17 protein-coding genes and 2 tRNA genes are annotated in these 20,798 nt (G+C 69.5%); 14 read left to right on the plus strand and 5 right to left on the minus strand.

Going from position 1 to position 20,798, the window contains the following annotated elements; genetic code table 11:
• The 10 genes from dnaA to VZF99_RS00050 all read left to right on the plus strand — a co-directional run bounded on the left by dnaA (position 1) and on the right by VZF99_RS00050 (position 12,820).
• Positions 1-1,506 (plus strand): chromosomal replication initiator protein DnaA, encoded by a 1,506-nt coding sequence (dnaA, locus tag VZF99_RS00005; protein ID WP_067720197.1) that lies wholly within the window; start codon positions 1-3, stop codon positions 1,504-1,506.
• A gap of 884 nt (positions 1,507-2,390) precedes the next feature.
• Positions 2,391-3,566 (plus strand): DNA polymerase III subunit beta, encoded by a 1,176-nt coding sequence (gene dnaN / locus VZF99_RS00010; RefSeq protein WP_407335370.1) that lies wholly within the window; start codon positions 2,391-2,393, stop codon positions 3,564-3,566.
• Between the two features lie 25 nt (positions 3,567-3,591).
• Positions 3,592-4,881, plus strand: coding sequence for a DNA replication/repair protein RecF (recF, locus tag VZF99_RS00015; protein ID WP_407335371.1), 1,290 nt, complete (start codon positions 3,592-3,594; stop codon positions 4,879-4,881).
• Entirely contained in the window at positions 4,878-5,432 is a 555-nt protein-coding gene (locus VZF99_RS00020) for a DciA family protein (protein ID WP_120285664.1), read from the plus strand. The genes recF and VZF99_RS00020 overlap by 4 nt, the downstream gene beginning before the upstream one ends.
• A gap of 86 nt (positions 5,433-5,518) precedes the next feature.
• Positions 5,519-7,648 carry a DNA topoisomerase (ATP-hydrolyzing) subunit B gene (gyrB, locus tag VZF99_RS00025; protein ID WP_407335372.1) on the plus strand — a complete coding sequence of 710 codons (2,130 nt, stop codon included), beginning with the start codon at positions 5,519-5,521 and terminating at the stop codon, positions 7,646-7,648.
• Between the two features lie 434 nt (positions 7,649-8,082).
• Complete coding sequence (gene gyrA, locus VZF99_RS00030; RefSeq protein WP_182635550.1) at positions 8,083-10,611, plus strand: DNA gyrase subunit A; 2,529 nt, start codon at positions 8,083-8,085, stop codon at positions 10,609-10,611.
• Between the two features lie 3 nt (positions 10,612-10,614).
• Positions 10,615-11,244: a DUF3566 domain-containing protein gene (locus VZF99_RS00035; RefSeq protein WP_407335373.1), complete on the plus strand. Its 630-nt coding sequence runs from the start codon at positions 10,615-10,617 to the stop codon at positions 11,242-11,244.
• Between the two features lie 78 nt (positions 11,245-11,322).
• Positions 11,323-11,396, plus strand: a tRNA-Ile gene (locus tag VZF99_RS00040).
• Between the two features lie 59 nt (positions 11,397-11,455).
• A tRNA-Ala gene (locus tag VZF99_RS00045) sits at positions 11,456-11,528 on the plus strand.
• A 59-nt stretch (positions 11,529-11,587) separates the two neighbouring features.
• Positions 11,588-12,820 carry an MFS transporter gene (locus VZF99_RS00050; protein WP_407335374.1) on the plus strand — a complete coding sequence of 411 codons (1,233 nt, stop codon included), beginning with the start codon at positions 11,588-11,590 and terminating at the stop codon, positions 12,818-12,820.
• On the opposite strand, the gene VZF99_RS00055 is transcribed toward VZF99_RS00050, so the two are convergent.
• Both VZF99_RS00055 and VZF99_RS00060 read right to left on the minus strand, forming a co-directional pair.
• Positions 12,817-13,305 (minus strand): hypothetical protein, encoded by a 489-nt coding sequence (locus VZF99_RS00055; RefSeq protein WP_185952118.1) that lies wholly within the window; start codon positions 13,303-13,305, stop codon positions 12,817-12,819. The genes VZF99_RS00050 and VZF99_RS00055 overlap by 4 nt on opposite strands.
• A gap of 10 nt (positions 13,306-13,315) precedes the next feature.
• The gene (locus VZF99_RS00060; RefSeq protein ID WP_119192997.1) at positions 13,316-13,870 is read right to left on the minus strand and encodes a nuclear transport factor 2 family protein; all 555 of its coding nucleotides are present in this window, start codon (positions 13,868-13,870) and stop codon (positions 13,316-13,318) included.
• A 52-nt stretch (positions 13,871-13,922) separates the two neighbouring features.
• Between VZF99_RS00060 and VZF99_RS00065 the strand changes: the two genes are divergently transcribed.
• The 3 genes from VZF99_RS00065 to VZF99_RS00075 are packed head-to-tail and all read left to right on the plus strand — an operon-like array spanning position 13,923 to position 16,902.
• A complete protein-coding gene (locus tag VZF99_RS00065) occupies positions 13,923-15,413 on the plus strand; it encodes an FAD-dependent oxidoreductase (RefSeq protein ID WP_407335375.1) in 1,491 nt (496 codons plus the stop codon).
• Positions 15,410-16,159 (plus strand): PaaI family thioesterase, encoded by a 750-nt coding sequence (locus VZF99_RS00070; RefSeq protein ID WP_407335376.1) that lies wholly within the window; start codon positions 15,410-15,412, stop codon positions 16,157-16,159. The genes VZF99_RS00065 and VZF99_RS00070 overlap by 4 nt, the downstream gene beginning before the upstream one ends.
• 29 nt (positions 16,160-16,188) lie before the next feature.
• The gene (locus VZF99_RS00075) at positions 16,189-16,902 is read left to right on the plus strand and encodes a PaaI family thioesterase (RefSeq protein WP_154830877.1); all 714 of its coding nucleotides are present in this window, start codon (positions 16,189-16,191) and stop codon (positions 16,900-16,902) included.
• Between the two features lie 37 nt (positions 16,903-16,939).
• On the opposite strand, the gene VZF99_RS00080 is transcribed toward VZF99_RS00075, so the two are convergent.
• Entirely contained in the window at positions 16,940-17,758 is an 819-nt protein-coding gene (locus tag VZF99_RS00080) for an SDR family oxidoreductase (RefSeq protein WP_253002853.1), read from the minus strand.
• Between the two features lie 11 nt (positions 17,759-17,769).
• Here VZF99_RS00080 and VZF99_RS00085 point away from each other — a divergent pair, with 11 nt between their 5' ends.
• The gene (locus tag VZF99_RS00085) at positions 17,770-18,525 is read left to right on the plus strand and encodes a PaaI family thioesterase (RefSeq protein WP_253002854.1); all 756 of its coding nucleotides are present in this window, start codon (positions 17,770-17,772) and stop codon (positions 18,523-18,525) included.
• Positions 18,526-18,553: 28 nt separating this feature from the next.
• Here the strand turns inward: VZF99_RS00085 and VZF99_RS00090 are convergent, their stop codons facing one another.
• Positions 18,554-19,189: a TetR/AcrR family transcriptional regulator gene (locus VZF99_RS00090; RefSeq protein WP_244294399.1), complete on the minus strand. Its 636-nt coding sequence runs from the start codon at positions 19,187-19,189 to the stop codon at positions 18,554-18,556.
• A gap of 67 nt (positions 19,190-19,256) precedes the next feature.
• Positions 19,257-20,741, minus strand: a complete 1,485-nt coding sequence (locus VZF99_RS00095; RefSeq protein ID WP_407335377.1) for a fatty acid desaturase — start codon at positions 20,739-20,741, stop codon at positions 19,257-19,259.
• Positions 20,742-20,798 lie beyond the last annotated feature (57 nt).

Consider the following 20,798-nt stretch of genomic DNA (forward strand, 5'->3'; position numbering starts at 1 on the left):
GTGTCTCCTGAACTCGAACACGTGTGGAGTGCCGTCCTCGACAAGCTGACCGATCCGGAACTGGCCAGTGACGACAATCCGGCCCTGTCGCGCCAGCAGCAGGCGTGGCTCCGGCTCGTCCAGCCGATCGCCGTGGTCAACGGTTTCGCGATGCTCGCCGCCCCGTCGGCCTTCGCCCGCGACAACATCGAGTCCATCCTCCGCGGTCCCATCACGCGCGCACTGAGCTCGCAGCTCGGGGAGCCGATCGATCTGGCCGTCAAGGTGGACACGTCACTCGCCGGGGCTCAACTACCGACGGACGACGCCGACCACCCGGCCATCGACGCGGAGGACATCCACGGCCCCGGCGCGGAGGACGAGCATCCGCCCGCCACGACCCGCCCCCGGCGGATGACCGAGGAGCAGATCGCCGCCGAGCGCCTCCTCCACGGCAGCGACCGCGACGAGGCGTTGTCCGCCGCGTCCGCGCCCGGGTTGAACGAGCGCTACACGTTCAGCGCCTTCGTCCAGGGCAACTCGAACCGCTTCGCCCGGGCCGCCGCACTGGCTGTCGCCGAGGCACCGGCCCGTGCGTACAACCCGCTGTTCATCTGGGGCGAGTCCGGTCTGGGCAAGACCCACCTGCTCCACGCGATCGGGCACTACTCCCTGCGGATGTACTCCGAACAGAAGGTCAAGTACGTCTCGACCGAGGAGTTCACCAACGACTTCATCAACTCCGTCCGCGACGGCCGCCAGAACATGTTCAAGAAGCGGTACCGCGAGGCGGACATCCTCCTGGTGGACGACATCCAGTTCCTCATCGGCAAGGAACAGGTCCAGGAGGAGTTTTTCCACACCTTCAACACGATCCACAACGCGCAGAAGCAGATCGTGATCTCGTCCGACCGGCCACCCAAGCAACTGCAGCCGCTGGAGGACCGCCTGCGCACCCGCTTCGAGTGGGGTCTGATCACCGACATCCAGCCGCCCGAGCTGGAGACGCGTATCGCGATCATCGACAAGAAGGCCAAGTCCGAGAACTACGTGGTCCCGAGGGACGTCCTCGAGCTCATCGCGACGCGGGTCCAGCGCAACATCCGTGAGCTCGAGGGAGCTCTCATCCGGGTGGTGGCGTTCGCCTCCCTCAACGGCCACGAGATCGATGTGCCGCTCGCGGAGGTCGTGCTCCGTGATGTCGTCTCGGACGACGACTCCCTACAAATCTCGGCCGCGACCATCATGGCGGTGACCGCGGAGTTCTTCTCCACGAGCATCGACGAACTGTGCGGCACCTCCAAGACCCGGTCGTTGTCGCGGGCCCGCCAGATCGCCATGTACCTGTGTCGCGAGCTGACCGATCTGTCGCTTCCCAAGATCGGCGTCACCTTCGGTGGCAAGGACCACACGACGGTCATGTACGCCCAGCGCAAGATCCTCAAGGAGATCAAGGACGACCGGCGCACGTACGACCAGATCCAGGAGCTGACGGCCCGGATCAAGGAGCGTTCGCGGTCCCTCTGAGCTCCACGCCGGAACTCACCCACGCTGTGCGCTCGCGCCGCCGCTTGTGCCCGGCCCCGCTTGTTCTCGCCCCCGCGGACGTCCACCGACGCCCCGCGTCTCCGGCCGGCCCTCTGCCGACACCGAACGCGACGCAGATGACGGTCGGCGACGGCGACAGCAACAGATCGGCGCCCGACGGCGTCCGCACGCCCGGATGCGCGGACCCAGGACGGCTGCGAGAGGTCGTAACAGGCCCTGTGCGGCCTTCTGCCGAGTCCGGCGTTCCGCCCCGAACGGATACCCGCCCCGATTCGCGAGAAAGACCCCGCCTGACGGAAGACGAACCGTGGGACTCCCGGGTCTCGCTGTCAAGTCGCGCACACTTCGTCCGATTCGAGGGCCTCACACGGGTCATTCCACACGCATCAGGACGCGCCGTACGACACATCCGGGACCCCCACACACCCTTTGTCACACCCTTCACAGCTGTGGACAACCCTGTGGAGTCTTGTGGACCGACGGTGGACAGACGGTGGACGGACTCTTGTGATTCCACCGGGGTCGGGAGGCAAATCACAAGATCGCACGATTGCGTCCACACGACGAAATCGGCACAGACCTGTGATTACAGGCCTCGGCTCACAATTTCACAGGACCTACTACTACCTCTTATCTCTCTAGATAGTTCTTGTTAGAAGTAGGGATGTGGAGCGGCGAGCCTGCTTGACCGGGTTACGCCGAGTCCGTGTGTCCGCTGTCGGTCCGAGCGGTTACTCTCATGGAGACGCTCCGCCCCCGGCGGCGGAAACGTGCAATACGAGCTTGAACCAATACGAGCTTGAACCGACCAATCGTCCAGATACCGGATCCCGGTATCCACACCCGCCTGAAAGAGGTCATCGATGGAGATCACGGATCCGACGTTCCGCGTCACCCGCGAGGACTTCGCGGATTCCGTGGCCTGGGTGGCACGCACGCTGCCCTCGCGTCCCTCGGTCCCGATCCTCGGCGGGGTGCTGCTCGAGGCCGATTCGGGACTGACGATCTCCGGGTTCGACTACGAGACCTCGGCGCAGGTATCCGTGCCGGCCGAGGTCTCCGAGCCCGGCAGCACGCTGGTGTCCGGCCGACTCCTGGCGGACATCGCCCGTGCCCTGCCGGACCGTCCGGTCGAGGTCGTCGTCACCGCCCAGAAGATGTACATCTCCTGCGGTACCGCGAAGTTCACGCTCCCGACCATGCCGGTCGAGGATTACCCGCAGCTGCCGGCGATGCCGGAGGTCACCGGTTCCGCCGAGGTCGACGCGTTCTCCGAGGCCGTGTCCCAGGTCGTCGTCGCAGCGGGCAAGGACGACACCCTGCCGATGCTCACCGGCATCCGGATGGAGATCGAGGGCACCCGCGTTACGCTCATCGCGACCGACCGGTTCCGTCTCGCCATCCGGGAGTTCGACTGGGAGCCGGCCCGCGAGGATGTCGCGGTCGAGGTGCTCATCCCGGCCAAGGCACTGTCCGAGGTCACCCGTTCCGCCGGCCACGGCGGTCGCGTGGATCTGAGCCTGGGAGCCGGCTCCGATGTGGGCGCCGAGGGCATTCTGGGTGTGCTGGTGTCCGGTCAGCGGACCACCACCCGCCTTCTCGACGCGGAATTCCCGAAGGTCCGCCAGCTGCTCCCGCCGCAGCACACCTCAATCGCGATCGTCGAGGTGGACTCGCTCGTCCAGGCGATCAAGCGGGTCGCGCTCGTCGCCGACCGCGGCGTGCAGGTGCGCATGGCGTTCTCGGATGGTGAGCTCGCACTGTCGGCCGGAGGTGATGACGCCGCCCAGGCCAATGAAACCCTCCCGGTGGACTTCGTCGGCGAGCCGCTGACCATTGCGTTCAACCCCGGTTACCTGCTCGACGGTCTCGGCAGTGTCCACGCAGGCCGCGTCGCCTTCGGGTTCACCCAGGCCAGCCGGCCGGCCGTGCTGCGTCCGGCACCCGAGACCCTCCCGGAGCCCGGCGCGGACGGCGCGATCCAGCCGGTGGATTCCGACCACACCTACTTGCTCATGCCCGTGCGCCTGCCGGGCTGAGGCCCCGCCCCGGAACCGATCCGGTATGCACCTGCGTCATCTCAGGCTCCTCGATTTCCGCTCCTGGCCCCTGCTCGAACTCGAGCTCGAGCCCGGGGTCACCACCCTGGTCGGACGCAACGGGCACGGCAAGACCAACGTTCTCGAGGCGGTCGGGGTCCTCGCCAGCCTGCGGTCCCACCGCGTGGCGACCGACGCGCCGATGATCAGGACCGGTGCCGGAACCGCACTGGTGGGCGCACTCGCACACAACGCGGGACGTGAATTGACCGTCGAACTCGCGCTCAACTCCGGAAAAGCCAACCGGGCGCGACTCAACACCTCCCCGTGCCGGCGACTGTCCGACGTCCTCGGGGTGGTCCAGTCCGTGCTGTTCGCGCCGGAGGACCTGGCGCTCGTCCGTGGCGAGCCGGCCGAACGTCGCCGGCTTCTCGATGAGCTCATGATCCAGCGGCGCCCGGCACTGGGTGGTGACCTCAGCGAGTACTCCTCGGTGCTGCGCCAGCGGACCGCCCTGCTCAAATCGGCCTCCGGTGCACTGCGCCGTGGCCGGCCGGAGGGCTCCGCAACCGTGCTGGACACCCTCGACGTGTGGGACGGGCGGTTGGCCGAACTCGGAGCACGATTGGTCGCCGGTCGGATCGCCCTCCTCCGTCAGTTGCAGCCCCTCGTCGTCGACGCCTATCGGGGTCTGGCCCCCGAGTCCCGTCCCGCCGATCTCACCTACCGGTTCCGCGTGGCGGACGCGCCCGACGAGTCGGAGCTGACCGATCCGGAACTCGTCGAGGCCGTGCTGCTCGCCGAGCTCGGGCGGCGGCGTCGCGACGAGATCGACCGCGGGATGTCACTCGTCGGACCGCACCGCGACGACCTGATCCTGAGTCTCGGCGACGAGCCGGCGAAGGGGTTCGCGAGTCACGGTGAGACGTGGTCGTTCGCCCTGGCGCTGCGACTGGGATCGCTCGAGCTGTTCCGTGCCGACGGGGCGGAACCGGTCCTTCTCCTGGACGACGTCTTCGCCGAACTCGACCGGCACCGCCGGGCCGCGCTGGCCGACGTCGCGGCCGGTGTCGAACAGGTCCTCATCACGGCCGCAGTGGGCGAGGACGTGCCGGGCTCGCTGCGCGGGGTCCGTCATGACGTCGTGATGACGGGCGAGGGAGCGGATCGTCACTCGGCGATGACGGTGTCACGACGCCAGCATGACGGTGCGGACGCGCGCGAGCACGCCGGCGGGGATGATGGGGTCAGCGACGCGGACAGTGGTGGGGATGACGACGACAACACCGATACCGGAAGCAGGGCAACACCGTGACGGACCGAACCGGCAAGGACTCCGTAACACCGTCTGACCCGCCACAACGCGGTTATGACATCGCCAAGCAGGCCCTCGAGGAGGCCCGCGCCCGGGCCCGGGCGGAGGGCAAGCAGGTCGGCCGGGGTCGGACCGGCCCGGTGGGGGCGGGCAAGCGGCTGCGCAAGCGCGGGTGGACCGGATCCGGTGCCGACCCGTGGGACCCACAGCCCCTCGGCAAACTCGTGGGCCAGGTCGCCAAGAAACGGGGTTGGGACGACAAGGTCACCACCGGGCGTCTGTTCGCGGAGTGGGACCGGATCGTCGGGGAGGACGTCTCGGCGCACGCCACCCCGGAGCGCCTCGAGGAGGGAATCCTGTACGTCCGTGCGGCGAGTACCGCATGGGCCACGCAGCTGCGGCTCATGTCCGCCGACATCCTCCGCAAGATCGCGGCCGCCATGGGGCCGGGTCATGTCCGTCGTCTCAAGGTGGAGGGGCCGGAGAAACCGAGCTGGCGCAAGGGGCCCCTGCACGTGTCCGGTCGCGGCCCCCGTGACACATACGGGTGAGGGCCGGGCGTGCCCGTGGCCCGCGTGACGGTTGTCGCAGGTAGACTGGGCCGGTCCCAGACCCCCGAGACGCGAGGAGTTCGCACGTGGCGGACGCCAAGAGCAAGGCCAACAACAGCGGGCCCAAGGAATACGGTGCATCATCGATCACCGTTCTCGAAGGGCTCGAGGCCGTCCGGATGCGGCCGGGTATGTACATCGGCTCCACCGGACCGCGGGGACTGCACCACCTGATCTGGGAGGTCGTCGACAACTCCATCGACGAGGCGATGGCGGGTCACGCGACCGGCGTCAAGGTCACGTTGCTGGAAGACGGCGGCGTCGAGGTCATCGACGACGGCCGGGGCATCCCCGTGGAGATGCACGAGCAGGGCATGCCCACCGTCCAGGTCGTCATGACCCAGCTGCACGCGGGCGGCAAGTTCGACTCGGACTCCTATGCGGTGTCCGGTGGTCTGCACGGGGTCGGCATCTCCGTGGTCAACGCGCTGTCCACCCGGGTCGAGGTCCAGATCAAGCGTGACGGGCGCCTGTGGAAGCAGGACTTCGACATGGCGGTCCCGGCAGAGCTGGTCGACGCCGGCCCCGCCGAGGGCACCGGGACCAGGGTCCGGTTCTGGGCGGATCCGACGATCTTCGAGAGCACCGAGTACGACTTCGACGTGGTGGCACGCCGCCTCCAGGAGATGGCGTTCCTCAACAAGGGACTCACCATCACGCTCACGGACCGGCGGCCGCGTGCCGAGAAGGCCGCCGAGCTGGACGCGATCGCGGACAGCGAGGGCAGCGGCGCGGAGGCGGCGCCCGGTTCCGACGAGGGTTCGGATCTCACGCACGCGGTGGACGCCGAGCGGGCATTCGTCGAGGGCGCGCAGGAGACCGAAGCCGTCGAGGTGACGCCCGCCGAGCCGGTCAAGGTTCACGAGCGCAAGCGCACCTTCCACTACCCGGACGGTCTGAAGGACTACGTCACCGCGATCAACAAGTCCAAGACCTCGATCCACCCGACGATCCTCTACTTCGATGGCAAGGGACCCGGCCACGAGGTCGAGGTCGCGATGCAGTGGAACTCCGGTTACTCCGAGTCCGTCCACACCTTCGCCAACACCATCAACACCCATGAGGGCGGCACCCACGAGGAGGGCTTCCGCGCCGCGCTGACCTCCCTGGTCAACAAGTACGCGCGCGAGAAGAAGCTCGTCAAGGAGAAGGACCCCAACCTTACGGGTGACGACATCCGCGAGGGTCTCGCGGCCGTCATCTCCGCCAAGATCGCGGACCCGCAGTTCGAGGGGCAGACCAAGACCAAGCTCGGCAACACCGAGGTCAAGGGCTTCGTCCAGCGGCAGGTGTCGGAGCACGTCGGACACTGGTTCGAGGCCAACCCCGCGGAGGCCAAGGTCATCATCAACAAGGCGATCGCCTCGAGCCAGGCCCGCGTCGCCGCCCGCAAGGCCCGCGAGATGGTGCGTCGCAAGTCGGCCACCGACATCGGCGGGCTGCCCGGCAAGCTCGCCGACTGCCGCTCCAAGGATCCGGCGAAGTCCGAACTGTACATCGTGGAGGGCGACTCCGCCGGCGGCTCGGCCAAGTCCGGTCGGGACTCGATGTTCCAGGCGATCCTGCCGCTGCGCGGAAAGATCATCAACGTCGAGAAGTCACGGATCGACAAGGTCCTCAAGAACGCCGAGGTCCAGGCCATCATCACGGCGCTGGGAACCGGCATCCACGAAGAGTTCGACATCGACAAGCTGCGCTATCACAAGATCGTGCTGATGGCGGATGCCGACGTGGATGGTCAGCACATCTCCACGCTGCTGCTGACGCTCATCTTCCGGTTCATGAAGCCGCTGGTGGAGAACGGGTACGTCTACCTGGCGCAGCCGCCGCTCTACAAGCTCAAGTGGGGCAAGGGCGAGCCGGACTTCGCCTACACGGACCGCGAGCGGGACGAACTGCTCAAGATCGGCCTCGAGAACAAGCGCAAGATCAACGTCGACGACGGCATCCAGCGCTACAAGGGTCTCGGCGAGATGAACCCCAAGGAGCTGTGGGAGACCACGATGGACCCCGCGATCCGCACGCTCCGCCAGGTCACCCTCGACGACGCCGCCGCGGCGGACGAACTGTTCTCGATCCTCATGGGCGAGGACGTGGACGCCCGCCGCAGCTTCATCACCCGCAATGCACGCGATGTGAGATTCCTCGACGTCTGACACCGTCGCCGGACAGACACGGGGAAAGGGGGGCGTCCGCCGAACTCGGCGGACGCCCCCCTTCGTGTCCCGGGTGGCCCGAACGACGTGGTCTCGTAGCGGAGATGCATGTCCGCACGGAGAATATGGCTGATTTTCAGGCGGTGTCTACCCCCGGCGACGGAAGTCGACGTGGTGATTCGCGATTACTCAGCGCAGCTTGCGCGGGAGAGCGCTGGTCGCGTGACCATTGAGACCACGTCGCTAGCGGCATACGGGCCGGGGGCGAACGCGCCGGGCCCGGCGTCCCCCGATCGGGTCACTCGTCCCCCGGGAGGCCTCCGAGTCGCCGACCCCCCGCGCGCCCGTGCCCGTGTTTTCGCTGGACCTATAGACTGGCCGGGTCGGAGCGTGCCCTCGTGGTGCCGCTTCGAGCGCGAGACGAAGAGGAGCCCATGACGGACACGACGTTGCCGCCCGAAGCCGGGGGTCACGACCGGATCGAGCCGGTCGACATCCAGGCGGAGATGCAGAGAAGCTACATCGACTATTCGATGAGCGTCATCGTCGGTCGAGCGCTACCTGACGTCCGGGACGGGCTCAAGCCCGTCCACCGCCGGATCCTCTACGCGATGTGGGACAACGGCTACCGGCCCGAGCGCAGCTACGTGAAGTCGGCCAAGCCCGTCGCCGACACCATGGGCAATTACCACCCGCACGGTGACTCGGCGATCTACGACACCCTGGTGCGCCTCGCCCAGCCGTGGGCGATGCGCTACCCGATGGTCGACGGCCAGGGGAACTTCGGCTCGCGCGGCAACGACGGCGCCGCCGCCATGCGCTACACCGAGTGCAAGATGACCCCGCTGGCCATGGAGATGGTCAGGGACATCGACAAGAACACGGTCGATTTCCAGCCCAACTACGACGGCAAGACGTCCGAACCGGTCGTCCTCCCGTCGCGCATCCCCAATCTGCTGGTCAACGGCTCCAGCGGCATCGCGGTCGGAATGGCCACCAAGATGCCGCCGCACAACCTGCGCGAGGTCGCCGAGGCGATCTACTGGTGCCTGGACAACCCTGACGCCGACGAGGAGGAGACCCTCGCGGCGTGCATGGATCGGATCAAGGGTCCCGACTTCCCCACCCACGGCTTCATCGTGGGCGAGCAGGGCATCAGGGACGCCTACACGACCGGCCGCGGTTCGATCCGCATGCGGGGCAAAACCTCCATCGAGGAGGAGGGCAACCGGACGGTCATCGTCATCACGGAGCTGCCCTACGAGGTCAACCCGGACAACATGATCCTGTCGATCGCCGAGCAGCTGCGGGACGGCAAGATCGCCGGCATCTCGAAGATCGACGACGAGTCCTCGGACCGGGTCGGCCTGCGCATCGTCGTCACTCTCAAGCGTGACGCCGTGGCCAAGGTCGTGCTCAACAACCTCTACAAGCACTCGCAGCTGCAGACGTCCTTCGGCGCGAACATGCTGTCGATCGTGGACGGTGTGCCCCGGACCCTGGCCATCAACCACCTCGTGCGGCTGTACGTCACGCACCAGATCGAGGTCGTCGTCCGACGCACCCAGTACCTGCTGGACGAGGCGGAGAAGCGCGCCCACATTCTGCGCGGCCTGGTCAAGGCGCTCGACGCCCTCGACGAGGTCATCGCCCTCATCCGCCGTTCGGAGACCGTCGAGGTCGCGCGCGAGGGTCTCAAGGACCTGCTCGACATCGACGACGACCAGGCGCAGGCCATCCTGGACATGCAGCTGCGCCGCCTCGCGGCCCTCGAGCGGCAGAAGATCGTCGACCAGCTCGCTTCGATCGAACTCGAGATCGCCGACTACAAGGACATCCTCGCCAAGCCCGAGCGGCAGCGTGCGATCGTCGCCGACGAACTCCGCGAGATCGTCGAGAAGTACGGGGACGACCGCCGGACCAGGATCATCCCGGCGGACGGGGACGTCACGGACGAGGATCTGATCGCCCGCGAGGACGTCGTCGTCACCATCACGGAGACCGGTTACGCCAAGCGGACCCGCACCGACCTGTACCGCGCCCAGAAGCGCGGGGGCAAGGGTGTGCGCGGCGCGGAGCTCAAGCAGGACGACATCGTCCGGCACTTCTTCGTCTCCTCCACCCACGACTGGCTGCTGTTCTTCACCACCAAGGGCCGCGTCTACCGGATCAAGGCCTACGAGCTGCCCGAGGCGAACCGCACGGCCCGTGGTCAGCACGTGGCCAACCTCCTGGCGTTCCAGCCGGAGGAGCGCATCGCCGGCGTCATCCGGATCAAGGGCTACCAGGACGCGCCGTACCTGGTGCTGGCCACCCGCAACGGACTGGTCAAGAAGTCCCGGCTCGAGGACTACGACTCGCCGCGCTCCGGCGGCCTGATCGCCGTCAACCTGCGCGACGGCGACGAGCTGGTCGGGGCGGCGCTGGCCGGACCCGACGACGACCTGCTGCTGGTCTCGGAGAAGGGCCAGTCGATCCGGTTCCACGCCAACGACGACACGCTCCGCCCGATGGGCCGCGCGACCTCCGGCGTGATGGGCATGCGGTTCAACGACGGCGACGCCCTGCTGAGCATGTCGGTCGTGCGAGCCGAGTCGTCCGACCAGGAGAAGTACTTCCTCCTGGTGGCCACCGAACGCGGCTACTCCAAGCGCACCGCCCTGAGCGAGTACACGGCCCAGGGCCGGGGCGGCAAGGGCGTGCTCACGCTCATGTTCGACCCCAAGCGCGGGAAGCTCGTCGGTGCGACGATCGTGGAGTTGCAGGACGAGCTCTACGCCATCACCTCCAGCGGCGGTGTCATCCGCACGTTCGCCAAGCAGGTCCGCAAGGCGGGCCGACAGACCAAGGGCGTGCGGCTGATGAACCTCGCCGAGGGCGACTCGCTACTGGCCATCGCCCGCAACGCCGACGAGCCCGACGACGAGGACCGGTCCGCGGCCGAGTCCGCCAAGGAGGAGTAGGCGATGACCGAGCCGACCGATCCAGCCGACCGGACCGACCCGACCGAGACGTCCGACGCGGCCACAGACGGCCCAGCGCACGGGGGGTCGTCCCCGGCGCCCGGTTACGGCGGGTCGGGGGCCGGCACCGGCGACGCCGGCACGTCGGCCACCACCGCCTTCCCGGCGGCCACCCAGCATCGCGCCGAGGGCGCGAACGGGGGCGTCTCCAAGGCGTACTCGGGGGGCGCGGCCGGGCGAGCCGCACCGATCGTCCCGCCCACCGAGCGCAGGGGCCCCATGGAGTCGGTCCTGGTGCTGCGCCGGATCGACCCGTGGTCGGCCTTCACCACCGTGCTGGGCCTGATGTTCGCCCTCTACCTGGTGTGGATGGTGGCCATCGGGGTGACGTACCTGCTGCTGTCCGGGATGGGCGTGTGGGACCGGCTCGGGGGCCTGTTGTCCGGCGTCGCGGGCGACGAATCGGCAGCCGTGATCGGGCCGTCGACGATCTTCCTCTACAGCGGCGGAGTGGGACTGCTCAACGTGCTTCTGCTGTCGATCCTGGCCACGCTCGCCGTGTTCATCTACAACCTCGCGGCCGGCCTGACCAGCGGCGGCGTGCAGGTCACGCTCGCCGATCCCCGGTACTGACGGTGCCCCCGGCGCCCGGCGGAGGGTGCCGATTTGGGCGGTGGCGCGGGCGTCGGGTAGATTGACCTCTCGGTACGAGGGCCTATAGCTCAGGTGGTTAGAGCGCCAAACTGATAATTTGGAGGTCGGAGGTTCAAGTCCTCCTAGGCCCACTCCGCCAGGCAGACGCCGGATCCGCTCGTTGCGGTCCGGCGTTTATGCTTGGAGGTACGGGGCCTTAGCTCAGTTGGTAGAGCGCTGCCTTTGCAAGGCAGATGTCAGGGGTTCGAATCCCCTAGGCTCCACTCACCCGCCGCCCGGCGCGCCCGCCCGGCAGGCGCCCTCCCCGGCGGATAGGGAGACCGTGCACCCCACCCCTCGCGCGTCGTGGCCCCCGTTCGTGCTCATGGCCCTCGTCGTGACAGTCGCCCTCGCGTCCAGCGCCACCCCGTCACCGCTGTACGTTGACTACCAGCAGGACTGGGGAGTCGGTGGCACCACCATCACCGTGGTCTACGCCGTGTACGCCCTCGCGGTCCTCGTCCCCCTGCTGTTCCTCGGGAGGGTCTCCGACGCGATCGGGCGTCGCCCGGTCATCCTGGCGGGCCTGACGCTGCTCGCGGTAAGCATGGGCATGCTCGCCGCCGCCGGATCCGTGGCCTGGCTGATCGCGGCCCGCGTCATCCAGGGTCTGGCGGTGGGTCTCATCACCGGGTCGGCGACCGCCGCACTGATCGAGCTCCATCCGACCCGGGATTCCCGGGTGGGCGCCCTGACCAGCAGCTCCACCACCAACTTCGGCATCGCGGCCGGAGTGCTCCTCGCCGGGGTGGTGGCCACCTCGTCGTCGTCACCCCTCGTCCACCCCTACCTCGTGATCGGGGCCGCCACGGTCGCGTTGCTCATCGGTGTCGCCACGATCGTTCCCGAGACCGCCGGTGGATCGGGGACCCTGCGCGACGCGCTGCGGGTTCGTCCTCCGTCGGTGCCGCCCCAGGTCCGGTCCGTCTTCGCGCTGGCCGCGGTGTGCGTGATCGTCTCGTGGTCCGTCGGCGGGGTGTTCCTCGGTCTCGGCGGCGCGATCGCCCGCGATCTAATGGGCGCGTCCGATTACCTCGTGACCGGCCTGGTGGTGGCGGCCCTGCAGGCGGCGGCCGGGGTCGCGCAGTTGGGGTGGAACCTGCGGTCCGGGCCGTCGCGGTGGCGGCGAGGGGTGGTCCTGGGCGTGCTCGCGCTCGTCGCGGGGCTCGTCGTCGCCTCGGTCTCCCTGGAGGCCCGCACGGTCGTCGGCTTCATCGCCGCCGCGGGGCTCACCGGCCTCGGGATGGGCCTGCTGTTCCTCATGGGCAACACCCTGGTCGCGCAGAGCGCGCCGCAGGCGGTGCGGGGACAGGTGTTCTCGGCCCTGTTCGTGGTGGCCTACATCTCGCTCGGCGTGCCGGCGGTGATCGCGGCGGTCATCGCCGAGGGCATCGGACTGATCCCGGCGTACCACGTGCTGGCGCTCGCGGTCGGCGTGATCGCGGTGGGTGCCCTGGTCGCGGTGGCGCGGCCGGGAGCGGGCGGACGGGCCCGGCGGTCGGGCCCCCGCGGCTAGTCGCGACTGCTCAGCGCCTGCGCGGCCGCCGCCAGCCCCAGTGCCGCCAGTCCCGTGCGGAGCCGGTCCGTGGCCATCAGCGCCCTGATGCGCGGCCCGGTGACCTGCTCCCGGGCGATCCCCACGTGCAGCGGGACCACTCCGGCGGTGATGGCCGGGACGGCGACGCCCGTGGCGCACGCGAGGAGGGTGGCCCCCAGACCGCTGCGCTCGGCCGAGCGGACCGACCCGTAGGCCGCCCAGGCCGCCGCCCCGAGGCCCGTCGCGTACAGCGTGAGGGCGACGGGGGCGATGCGGCGGGCGTGATCGGCTTGGCGCTCGGCGATGCCGTGGGTGGAACCGTCGAACAGCTGGGGATAGACCACCGAGGTGACCATCGACTGGAACCCCAGGTGGACCGCGGACGTGGTCAGCAGCGCGAGGCGGCCCGCGCGCAGGATCGGGTCCGGTGTGGGGCTCGCGGCCGCGGGGCGTCGGCGGTACATGGCTGCCACGCTACCTCTCGCGGGACCGTCCCAGGAGGGCCCGACCCTCGCCGTCGTCGGTCACGGCGCGCGCGGTGCGCAGCACGACCCGCCACCCGCGGTCCGGCGCGTCCACCCGGCCGCGCCGCTCCAGCTCCCACCGACTCGCCGTCACCCGCATCACCGTGTAGCGCCCGGGGCGCGACGAGCGCACCACGAGCTGGGTGTAGCCGGTCGCCACCGCGCGGTCCCCGTCCAGCAGCACGACCGGCAGACCGGGGACGTGCCCGCACCCGTGCGCGATGAGTCCCTGGTGCGCGTCCCCGTGCACCATCTCCCGCAGCCCCTCGTGCCCCTCGAGTACGCCGGTGTCCACGTCGTAGACGCCGTCGTCGGTCCACAGTTCGGCCACGCCGTCGGCGTCGCCGGAGTCGACGCGGGGGGAGTAGGAGGCCAGTAGGCGCAGTACGGCCAGCTCGTCGGCCGCGCGGGCCAGCTCGGCCCGCGCGGTGGCGAGACCGTTCTCGGTCGAGGTGAGCCTCGCCTCGAGGGCGTCCAGACGGGCGGTGTCGGAACCATCAATCATGAACCCGACATTAATGCACTAACTGAAACACGTTACAAGTAGTGTGCAGACCATGACGGACAAGAGTGCAGACAACCGTCCCGCCGTGATGACGGCGGACGTCATCGTGGTGGGGATGGGAATCGCCGGCGCCTGCGCGGCGATCGAGGCCGCCGAGGCCGGGTCGACGGTCATCGCTCTGGAGGGCGCCTCCGGACCGGGCGGCTCCTCGGCGCAGTCGGGCGGCGAGGTCTACCTGGGGGGCGGCACGGCCACCCAGCAGGCCCTGGGCATCGCCGACACCGAGGAGGACATGCGCGCGTTCCTCCTGGCCGCGCTCGGGCCCAACGCCGACGAGGCGAAGATCGCCGACTATTGCGCGGGGGCCGTCGAGCACCACGACTGGCTGGTCTCGCACGGAGCGGTGTTCAACCGGAAGTTGTGGGACACCCCCACCTGGATGCCGGGCGACGACTCGGGCCTGATGTGGATGGGGGAGCGGGCGGAGCCCTACGCGTCCCTGGCCACCCCGGCAGCGCGCGGTCACCGGCCGCCCGCCCCGAACTTCGCCGGGAACGTGCTCATGGACTCCCTCGTGGCCACGGCGCAGAAGGCCGGCGTCGACCTGCAGTGCGACGTCAAGGCGCGTTCGCTCATCGTCGAGGACGGACGCGTGGTCGGCGTCCGGGCCACGCAGTTCGGCGAGGAGCGCGAGTACCGCGCGTCCGGCGGCGTCGTGCTGGCGACGGGCGGGTTCGTGGACAACGACCGGATGCTCGAACAGTGGGCGCCGCAGCAGCTGGGCAAGGACAAGGTCTCCGACGGGCGCGACGACGGCTCGGGCATCGAGATGGGCATGGAGGTCGGCGCCGCGGTGCGTCGCATGCACCAGACCGAGACCGCGATGCTCGTCATCCCCCGCCTGGTGGTGGGCGCGATGCTCGTCGACGGCGACGGGCAGCGCTTCATCAACGAGGAGGTCTACCCGGGCCTGTACTGCCACGCGGCCGTGTATCACCGCCGCCCGCCGGTGTGGGTGATCATCGACGAGAAGGGCATCGAGGACGTCCCGGAGTCCGAGCTGTGGGGTATGCAGCCCATGCACGCCGCCGAGACCATCGAGGAGCTCGCGGCCGACTGTGGGTTGCCCGCCGATGCGCTGGCCGACCAGCTGCGCCGATACAACGCCGGCGCCGAGCGTGGCGAGGACCCGCAGTTCGGCAAGAACGCCCGGTGGGTGCGCCCGCTCGAGCCGCCGTTCGGTGCCTACCCGACGGGTGCCGGGGGGCCGGACACCTTCAACGGCCTGCCCCTCAAGGCGCAGGGGTTCACGCTCGGGGGACTCCACACGGACCTGCAGTCGCGCGTGCTGGACCGCGCGGGCGAGCCCATCGCGGGCCTGTTTGCGGCTGGGCGGTGCACGCACGGTCTGCACGGCGACGGCTACATCTCGGGGACCTCTCTGGGCGACGGCTCGTTCTTCGGCCGGCGCGCGGGCCGCGGTGCGGCCGGGGTCACCGACGCGGTGGCGGCCGGCGATGTGACCGGGTCGGCGCCGGCATGAACGACCCGGTGACCGTCGAGCCGGGGACTGTCGAGCCGGTGACCGTCGTGCGGCGCGACCGGCCGACGGTGGATCTGGGGCCGTTGGACCCGGCGCGCGGTACTGGCCGTCCGGTCGACAGGGACGACGACGACGAGGCCGGCCTCTACGCCCTGGTGGAGCAGGTGCGCCGGATCCGCGCGCTCACCACCGGCGGCATGTTCGACACGGACCTGGGCCCGCTGACCGATCGGATCCGCGGGGTGGCCGACGAGCTCGAGGCCGCGTCGGCGAGCCCGCAGCACCGGCAGGAGGTCAACTGGCGCGAGCGCCGATACGTCCCCAACTGTCCGGTCATCGGCCGGTCCAACGTCCTCGCCCCGCCGGCGGGGTTCGAGCTGCTGGGGGACGGGACGCTCCGGTCCGAGATGACGCTCGGGTTGGAGTACCAGGGCCCCCCGGGGTGTGTTCACGGCGGTGTCGTGGCCCTGTTGTTCGACGCGGCGCTGGGCCGGGTCAACCACCACGCGGGGACCACCGGGATGACGATGTACCTGGACCTGGACTACCGCAGCCCCACGCCCATCCTCGAGCCGATCGTGGTGACCGCCCGTCAGGTCCGGGTGGACGGCCGGAAGGTGTGGTCGCAGGGCGCGGTCCACGCGGGAGATCGCCTCTGCGCCACCGCCGAGGGGCTGTTCGTCATGCCCGCGGAGTGGGTGGCGGCGTACCGGCAGCACCGGGATGAGGGCGCGGGCGAGGGCTGACCCCGGGGCGCAGAGTAGATTCTGTTGCCGTGACGACCGACTCCGGCCCTTCCGACCCCACCGCCCCGGGCGACCGCCCCCTCGGCACCGCGGACCCCGCCGGTGCGAGCGATGAGGGCACTCCCTTCCTGCGCCAGGACCCCGATGCGTCCGGCGCGACCGAGCTGGCCCGCGAGCTGCGCCGACTCCGCGGCCTGGTCGCCGGGTCCGTCTACGAGGACGTCCACGACGCCGTGGCCACCGTGCGCGGGTTGGTCGAGCACCTCGAGACCGTGGGCACCGTGGTGCGGCCGTCGGAGTACGCCACCTGGGGTGTGCCGGAGCACCTGGCGGCCAACCCGGCGATCGGCAGCCGGAACCCGGTGTCCCCGCCGCTGGAGCCGGTGGTGTTCCCCGATGCGACCGTGCGGGCCGACCTCACCCTGGGTATCGAGTACCAGGGGCCTCCCGGCTGCGTCCACGGCGGGATCGTCGCGCTGATCTTCGACGAGATGCTGGGGTTGGCGAACGCCGCGTCGGAGAGTGTCGGCATGACCGCGGACCTGCGCATCTCGTATAAGTCGCCGACGCCACTGTTCGCCCCGCTGCGGTTCGAGGCGCGGCAGGAACGGGTGGAGGGCCGCAAGATCTGGGCGACCGCGACCCTCCACACCGGCGAGACCCTCTGCGCGACGGCTGAGGCGTTGTTCATCGAGCCGAGGGGTATCCGGGACGCCGACCGCGGCCGGCCCATCGAGGGCTGACCGCGGCCGGGCACCGACGCGTGCGTCGCGTCGGCCTTCAGTTCCCGCGCAGCGCCTTCATCCGCTTGTGGGATCCGGCCACGATCCGTCCCCGGTCGACGCCGGAGGAGAACTCGACGCCCTTGCGGTTGTTCTCGCCGCCGCAGACGTGGATCGGGCCGTTGCCGATGGACGCCAGGACCTCCTCGGCGACCTCGGTGGGCTCGCTGACGGTGAAGCCGGGCAGGTCCATGTCCAGGCCGGCGCGGATCATCGCGGGGGTGCGGACGACGCCGAGGATGACCTCGACGACGTCGACGCCGTGCTCGCGCATCTCGAGCCACAGGCCCTCGACGAAGACCCGGCTGAACGCCTTGGCCGCGGAGTACACGCTCATGTCGGCGTGGCCGAGGTAGCCGGCCATCGAGCCCATCACCACGATGCCGCCGCGGCCGCGGGCCTTGAGGGCGGGGCCGAACTGCCGGATGATCTGCATCGGCGAGGTGATGTTGAGGTCGATGACCTTCTGAACCTGGGTCATGTCGGACTCGACGAACTCGGAGCCGTACGTGTTGGCGCCGGCGTTGAGGACGAGCAGCCCCAAGTCGAGGCCCTCGCAGGCAGCGGCGATGCCCTCGGTGGCGCCGGGCTCGGTGAGGTCGATGGACACGACCCGGCACTCGACGCCCTTGGCGCGGACGGCCTCGGCGGTCTCCTCGAGGGGCCCGGCCTTGCGGGCGACGAGCACGGAGGACACGCCCTGATCGGCGAGGCGGAACGCGATCTCGGCGCCCACGCCCTCACTTCCGCCCACGACGAGGGCCCACGGGCCATAGGTAACGGGATCGAACGGCTTCGGATTGACAGGTGTCGACATACTCTAAGAGTATGACCAAACAGAGCGATCGTCCCGGATTCGGTGGAGTACCCCTCCCGGGGTTGGATCCGGACCAGTTCTCCCTCGACGCCGCGCGGAGCCGGTTCGGGGACTCCTTCGACCCGATCCCCGTCCCCGAGCTGCCGCCGGCGGACCCGGAGTTGGACCGCGCGGTGGCCGAACTGCGCAGGTTGCGGGAGGCGACGGCGGCGTTGGCGCACTCCGAGGTCGAGCTCGGGGACATCGCCGACCGCCTGGCCGAGGTCGCTGATCTGCTGGAGCCGCGAGTCCCGACGCCCTCACGTCGGCTGGAGAACATGTGGACGGGTGCCGGGACCCGTCGCTCGAACCCGGTCGGCGGGCAGGAGAACCCGATCGCCCCGCCGGTGCAGTTCCACGGCTGTGACGACGGGTCGGTGATGGCGGAGGTGACCCTCGGTCCCGTCTACCAGGGCCCGCCGGGATGTGTCCACGGGGGGATCAGCGCGCTCGTCATCGACCACATGATGGGCTTCGCCAACCACTGGGGTGGCCGCTTCGGGATGACGGCGCACTACGAGATCGACTATCGCTCGCCCACGCCGCTGCTCCGGCCGCTGACGTTCCGGGCCTGGGTGCACGAGGTCGACGGCCGCAAGACGTGGACGCACGCCACCATCCACGCCGGCGACCGGCTGTGCGTGGAGGCGCGGGGACTGTTCCTCGAGGCGAGCGTCCCGGTGCCGGGACAGCCGGGTGCGCGGTCGACCATCGCCGACGGCGCGTAGAGCGCCCCGGCCCCGCGGGGCCGGGGGCTCACCCCTGGACGTCGACCTGAATGACCTTCTGGAGGTACGGGGCGATGACCTCGGTGAGGCCCGACGCCAGCTGGTCGGGGTCGTTGGGCGGCAGTGAGATGAAGCTGATGCCGATCCGGGCGATGATCGACGCCGCGAGCCGTGCCTGGGCTTCCTCGATGCGCATCCAGCTGTCGGACAGGGCGGGGGTGAGCACCTCGGTGGCCCGTTCGATGAGCGGCCCGGCCTCGGTCGTGATGAGGCGCAGGAGGTCCGGCTTGATGTCGCCGGTGAGCAGGGCGCGGACCAGCGGGTCGTTCTGGCTCGACAGGAGGAACCCGTTGATCCCCTCGTTCAGCGCGGTCTCGATCTGCCCCGGGTGGCGGATGATCGAGTCGCGGATCTCCCCGGCGAAGGTCTCCGACAGCTGGAGTGCGTACGCCTGGGCCAGTCCCTGACGGTTGCCGAAGGTGCTGTACAGGGTCTGCCGGCTGAGACCGGCGGCCTTGGCCACGTCGGACATGGTCACCGAGGACCAGTCGTGCGAGCCCAGCAGCTCGTGCATGGCCTCGAACACGGTGGAGCGCAGTGACCGACGCTCCCCGCGGGGGTCGCCGGGGGAGCGTCGGTCACTTGTGGGGCGGTGACGGGGCATGGTGTCCATTGTTCCTGATCCCGTGGGCCGGGCGGCGGAGGGCCGATCGGAGCCCCGCACGCGGGGGTCACTTCACGGGCAGGAAGTCCACCTTGTCGCGGACGCCGCAGTCCGAGCACCGCCAGCTGTCGGGGATGGCCGACCACGGGGTCCCGGCGGGGAAACCCTCGCGCGGCAGCCCGGCGGCCTCCGAGTAGTGGTTCCCGCAGTTGGGGCACACGTACTCACCGGTCGGTGAGGTCTGATCGGTCGCGATGTCGGTGTCCGCGACGATCTGCTCGGCGACCGCCGTCGACCCGGCGCCGTGCCGGGCGAGGATCTTCTCGCGCTTGGACGGCTGGATGTTGGCGCGGGTGATGTCGCCGTCGTAGTGGGCCAGGACGCGCTTGTCCATGACCTTGCGCCACAGCGGCGGGACGTAGGCCAGGACCATCATCGTGGCGTAGCCCGAGGGCAGCTGCGGGGCCTGCTCGAAGCTGCGCAGGACCTGGTAGCGACGCATGGGGTTGGCGTGGTGGTCCGAGTGGCGCTGCAGGTGGTACAGGAAGATGTTGGTCACCAGGTGGTCGGAGTTCCAGGAGTGCTCCGGGCGGCAGCGCTGGTAGCGGCCGGCGGAGGTCTTCTGGCGCTTGAGGCCGTAGTGCTCGAGGTAGTTGACGACCTCGAGCAGCGAGAAGCCGAAGATCGCCTGGACGATGAGCCACGGCGCGATCTCCCAGCCGAACACGGCGATGAGTCCGCCGAAGAGCACGACCGTCATGAGCCAGGCGTTGAGGTTGTCATTGCGCAGGGTCCACGGGCTCTTGCCCAGACGCTCGAGACGCTCGGACTCCAGGTGCCAGGCCGACGTCAGCGACCCGAACACACTGCGCGGGAGGAAGGCCCAGAACGACTCGCCGAAGCGCGAGCTGGCCGGATCCTCGGGGGTGGCGACACGGGCGTGGTGTCCGCGGTTGTGCTCGATGAAGAAGTGTCCGTAGCCGGTGGTGGCCAGGGCGACCTTGGAAAGCCACTTCTCGCTGCCGGCGATCTTGTGCCCGAGCTCGTGGGCGGTGTTGATCCCGATCCCGCCGGTGATCGCGACGGTCCAGGCGACGCCGATCGAGGCGGCGATCCCGAGCCCCCCGTCGTAGCCCAGCCACGACAGGTCGTCGGCGGACCAGAGGTAGGCGGCCGTGATGAGGGACGCGTACTGGAAGGGGATGTAGAGGTAGGTGCACCACCGGTAGTACGGATCGGCCTCGAGCCTGTCCATCACCTCGTCGGGCGGGTTCTCGCCGTCCGCCCCTATCGCCAGGTCCCCGAGGGGGATCGCGACGTACACCAGGAAGGGCAGGAGGAACCAGGCGACCGTGGCGGCCAGGCCCCAGCCGAGGGCGTTGAAGCCGGCGACGATCGGCATCGACAGGAACAGACCCATCGCGGGGATGAGTCCGAGCAGCCACAGGTACCGCTTGGCGTCGGTCCACGCGTAGGGCTCGACGGCGGCGTCCCCCTCGTGGTGGGTGTGCGGTGCCCCGTCGGTGGGGCTGATGTACTCGGTGCTGGACATCGCAGACGACCTCCGGGTCAACAGGGTGTGGCGTATGCCACTGTGTTGCCCCTGACA

The sequence above is a fragment of the Dietzia kunjamensis genome, assembly GCF_045689975.1.
GTDB classification, from domain to species: Bacteria; Actinomycetota; Actinomycetes; order Mycobacteriales; family Mycobacteriaceae; genus Dietzia; species Dietzia kunjamensis.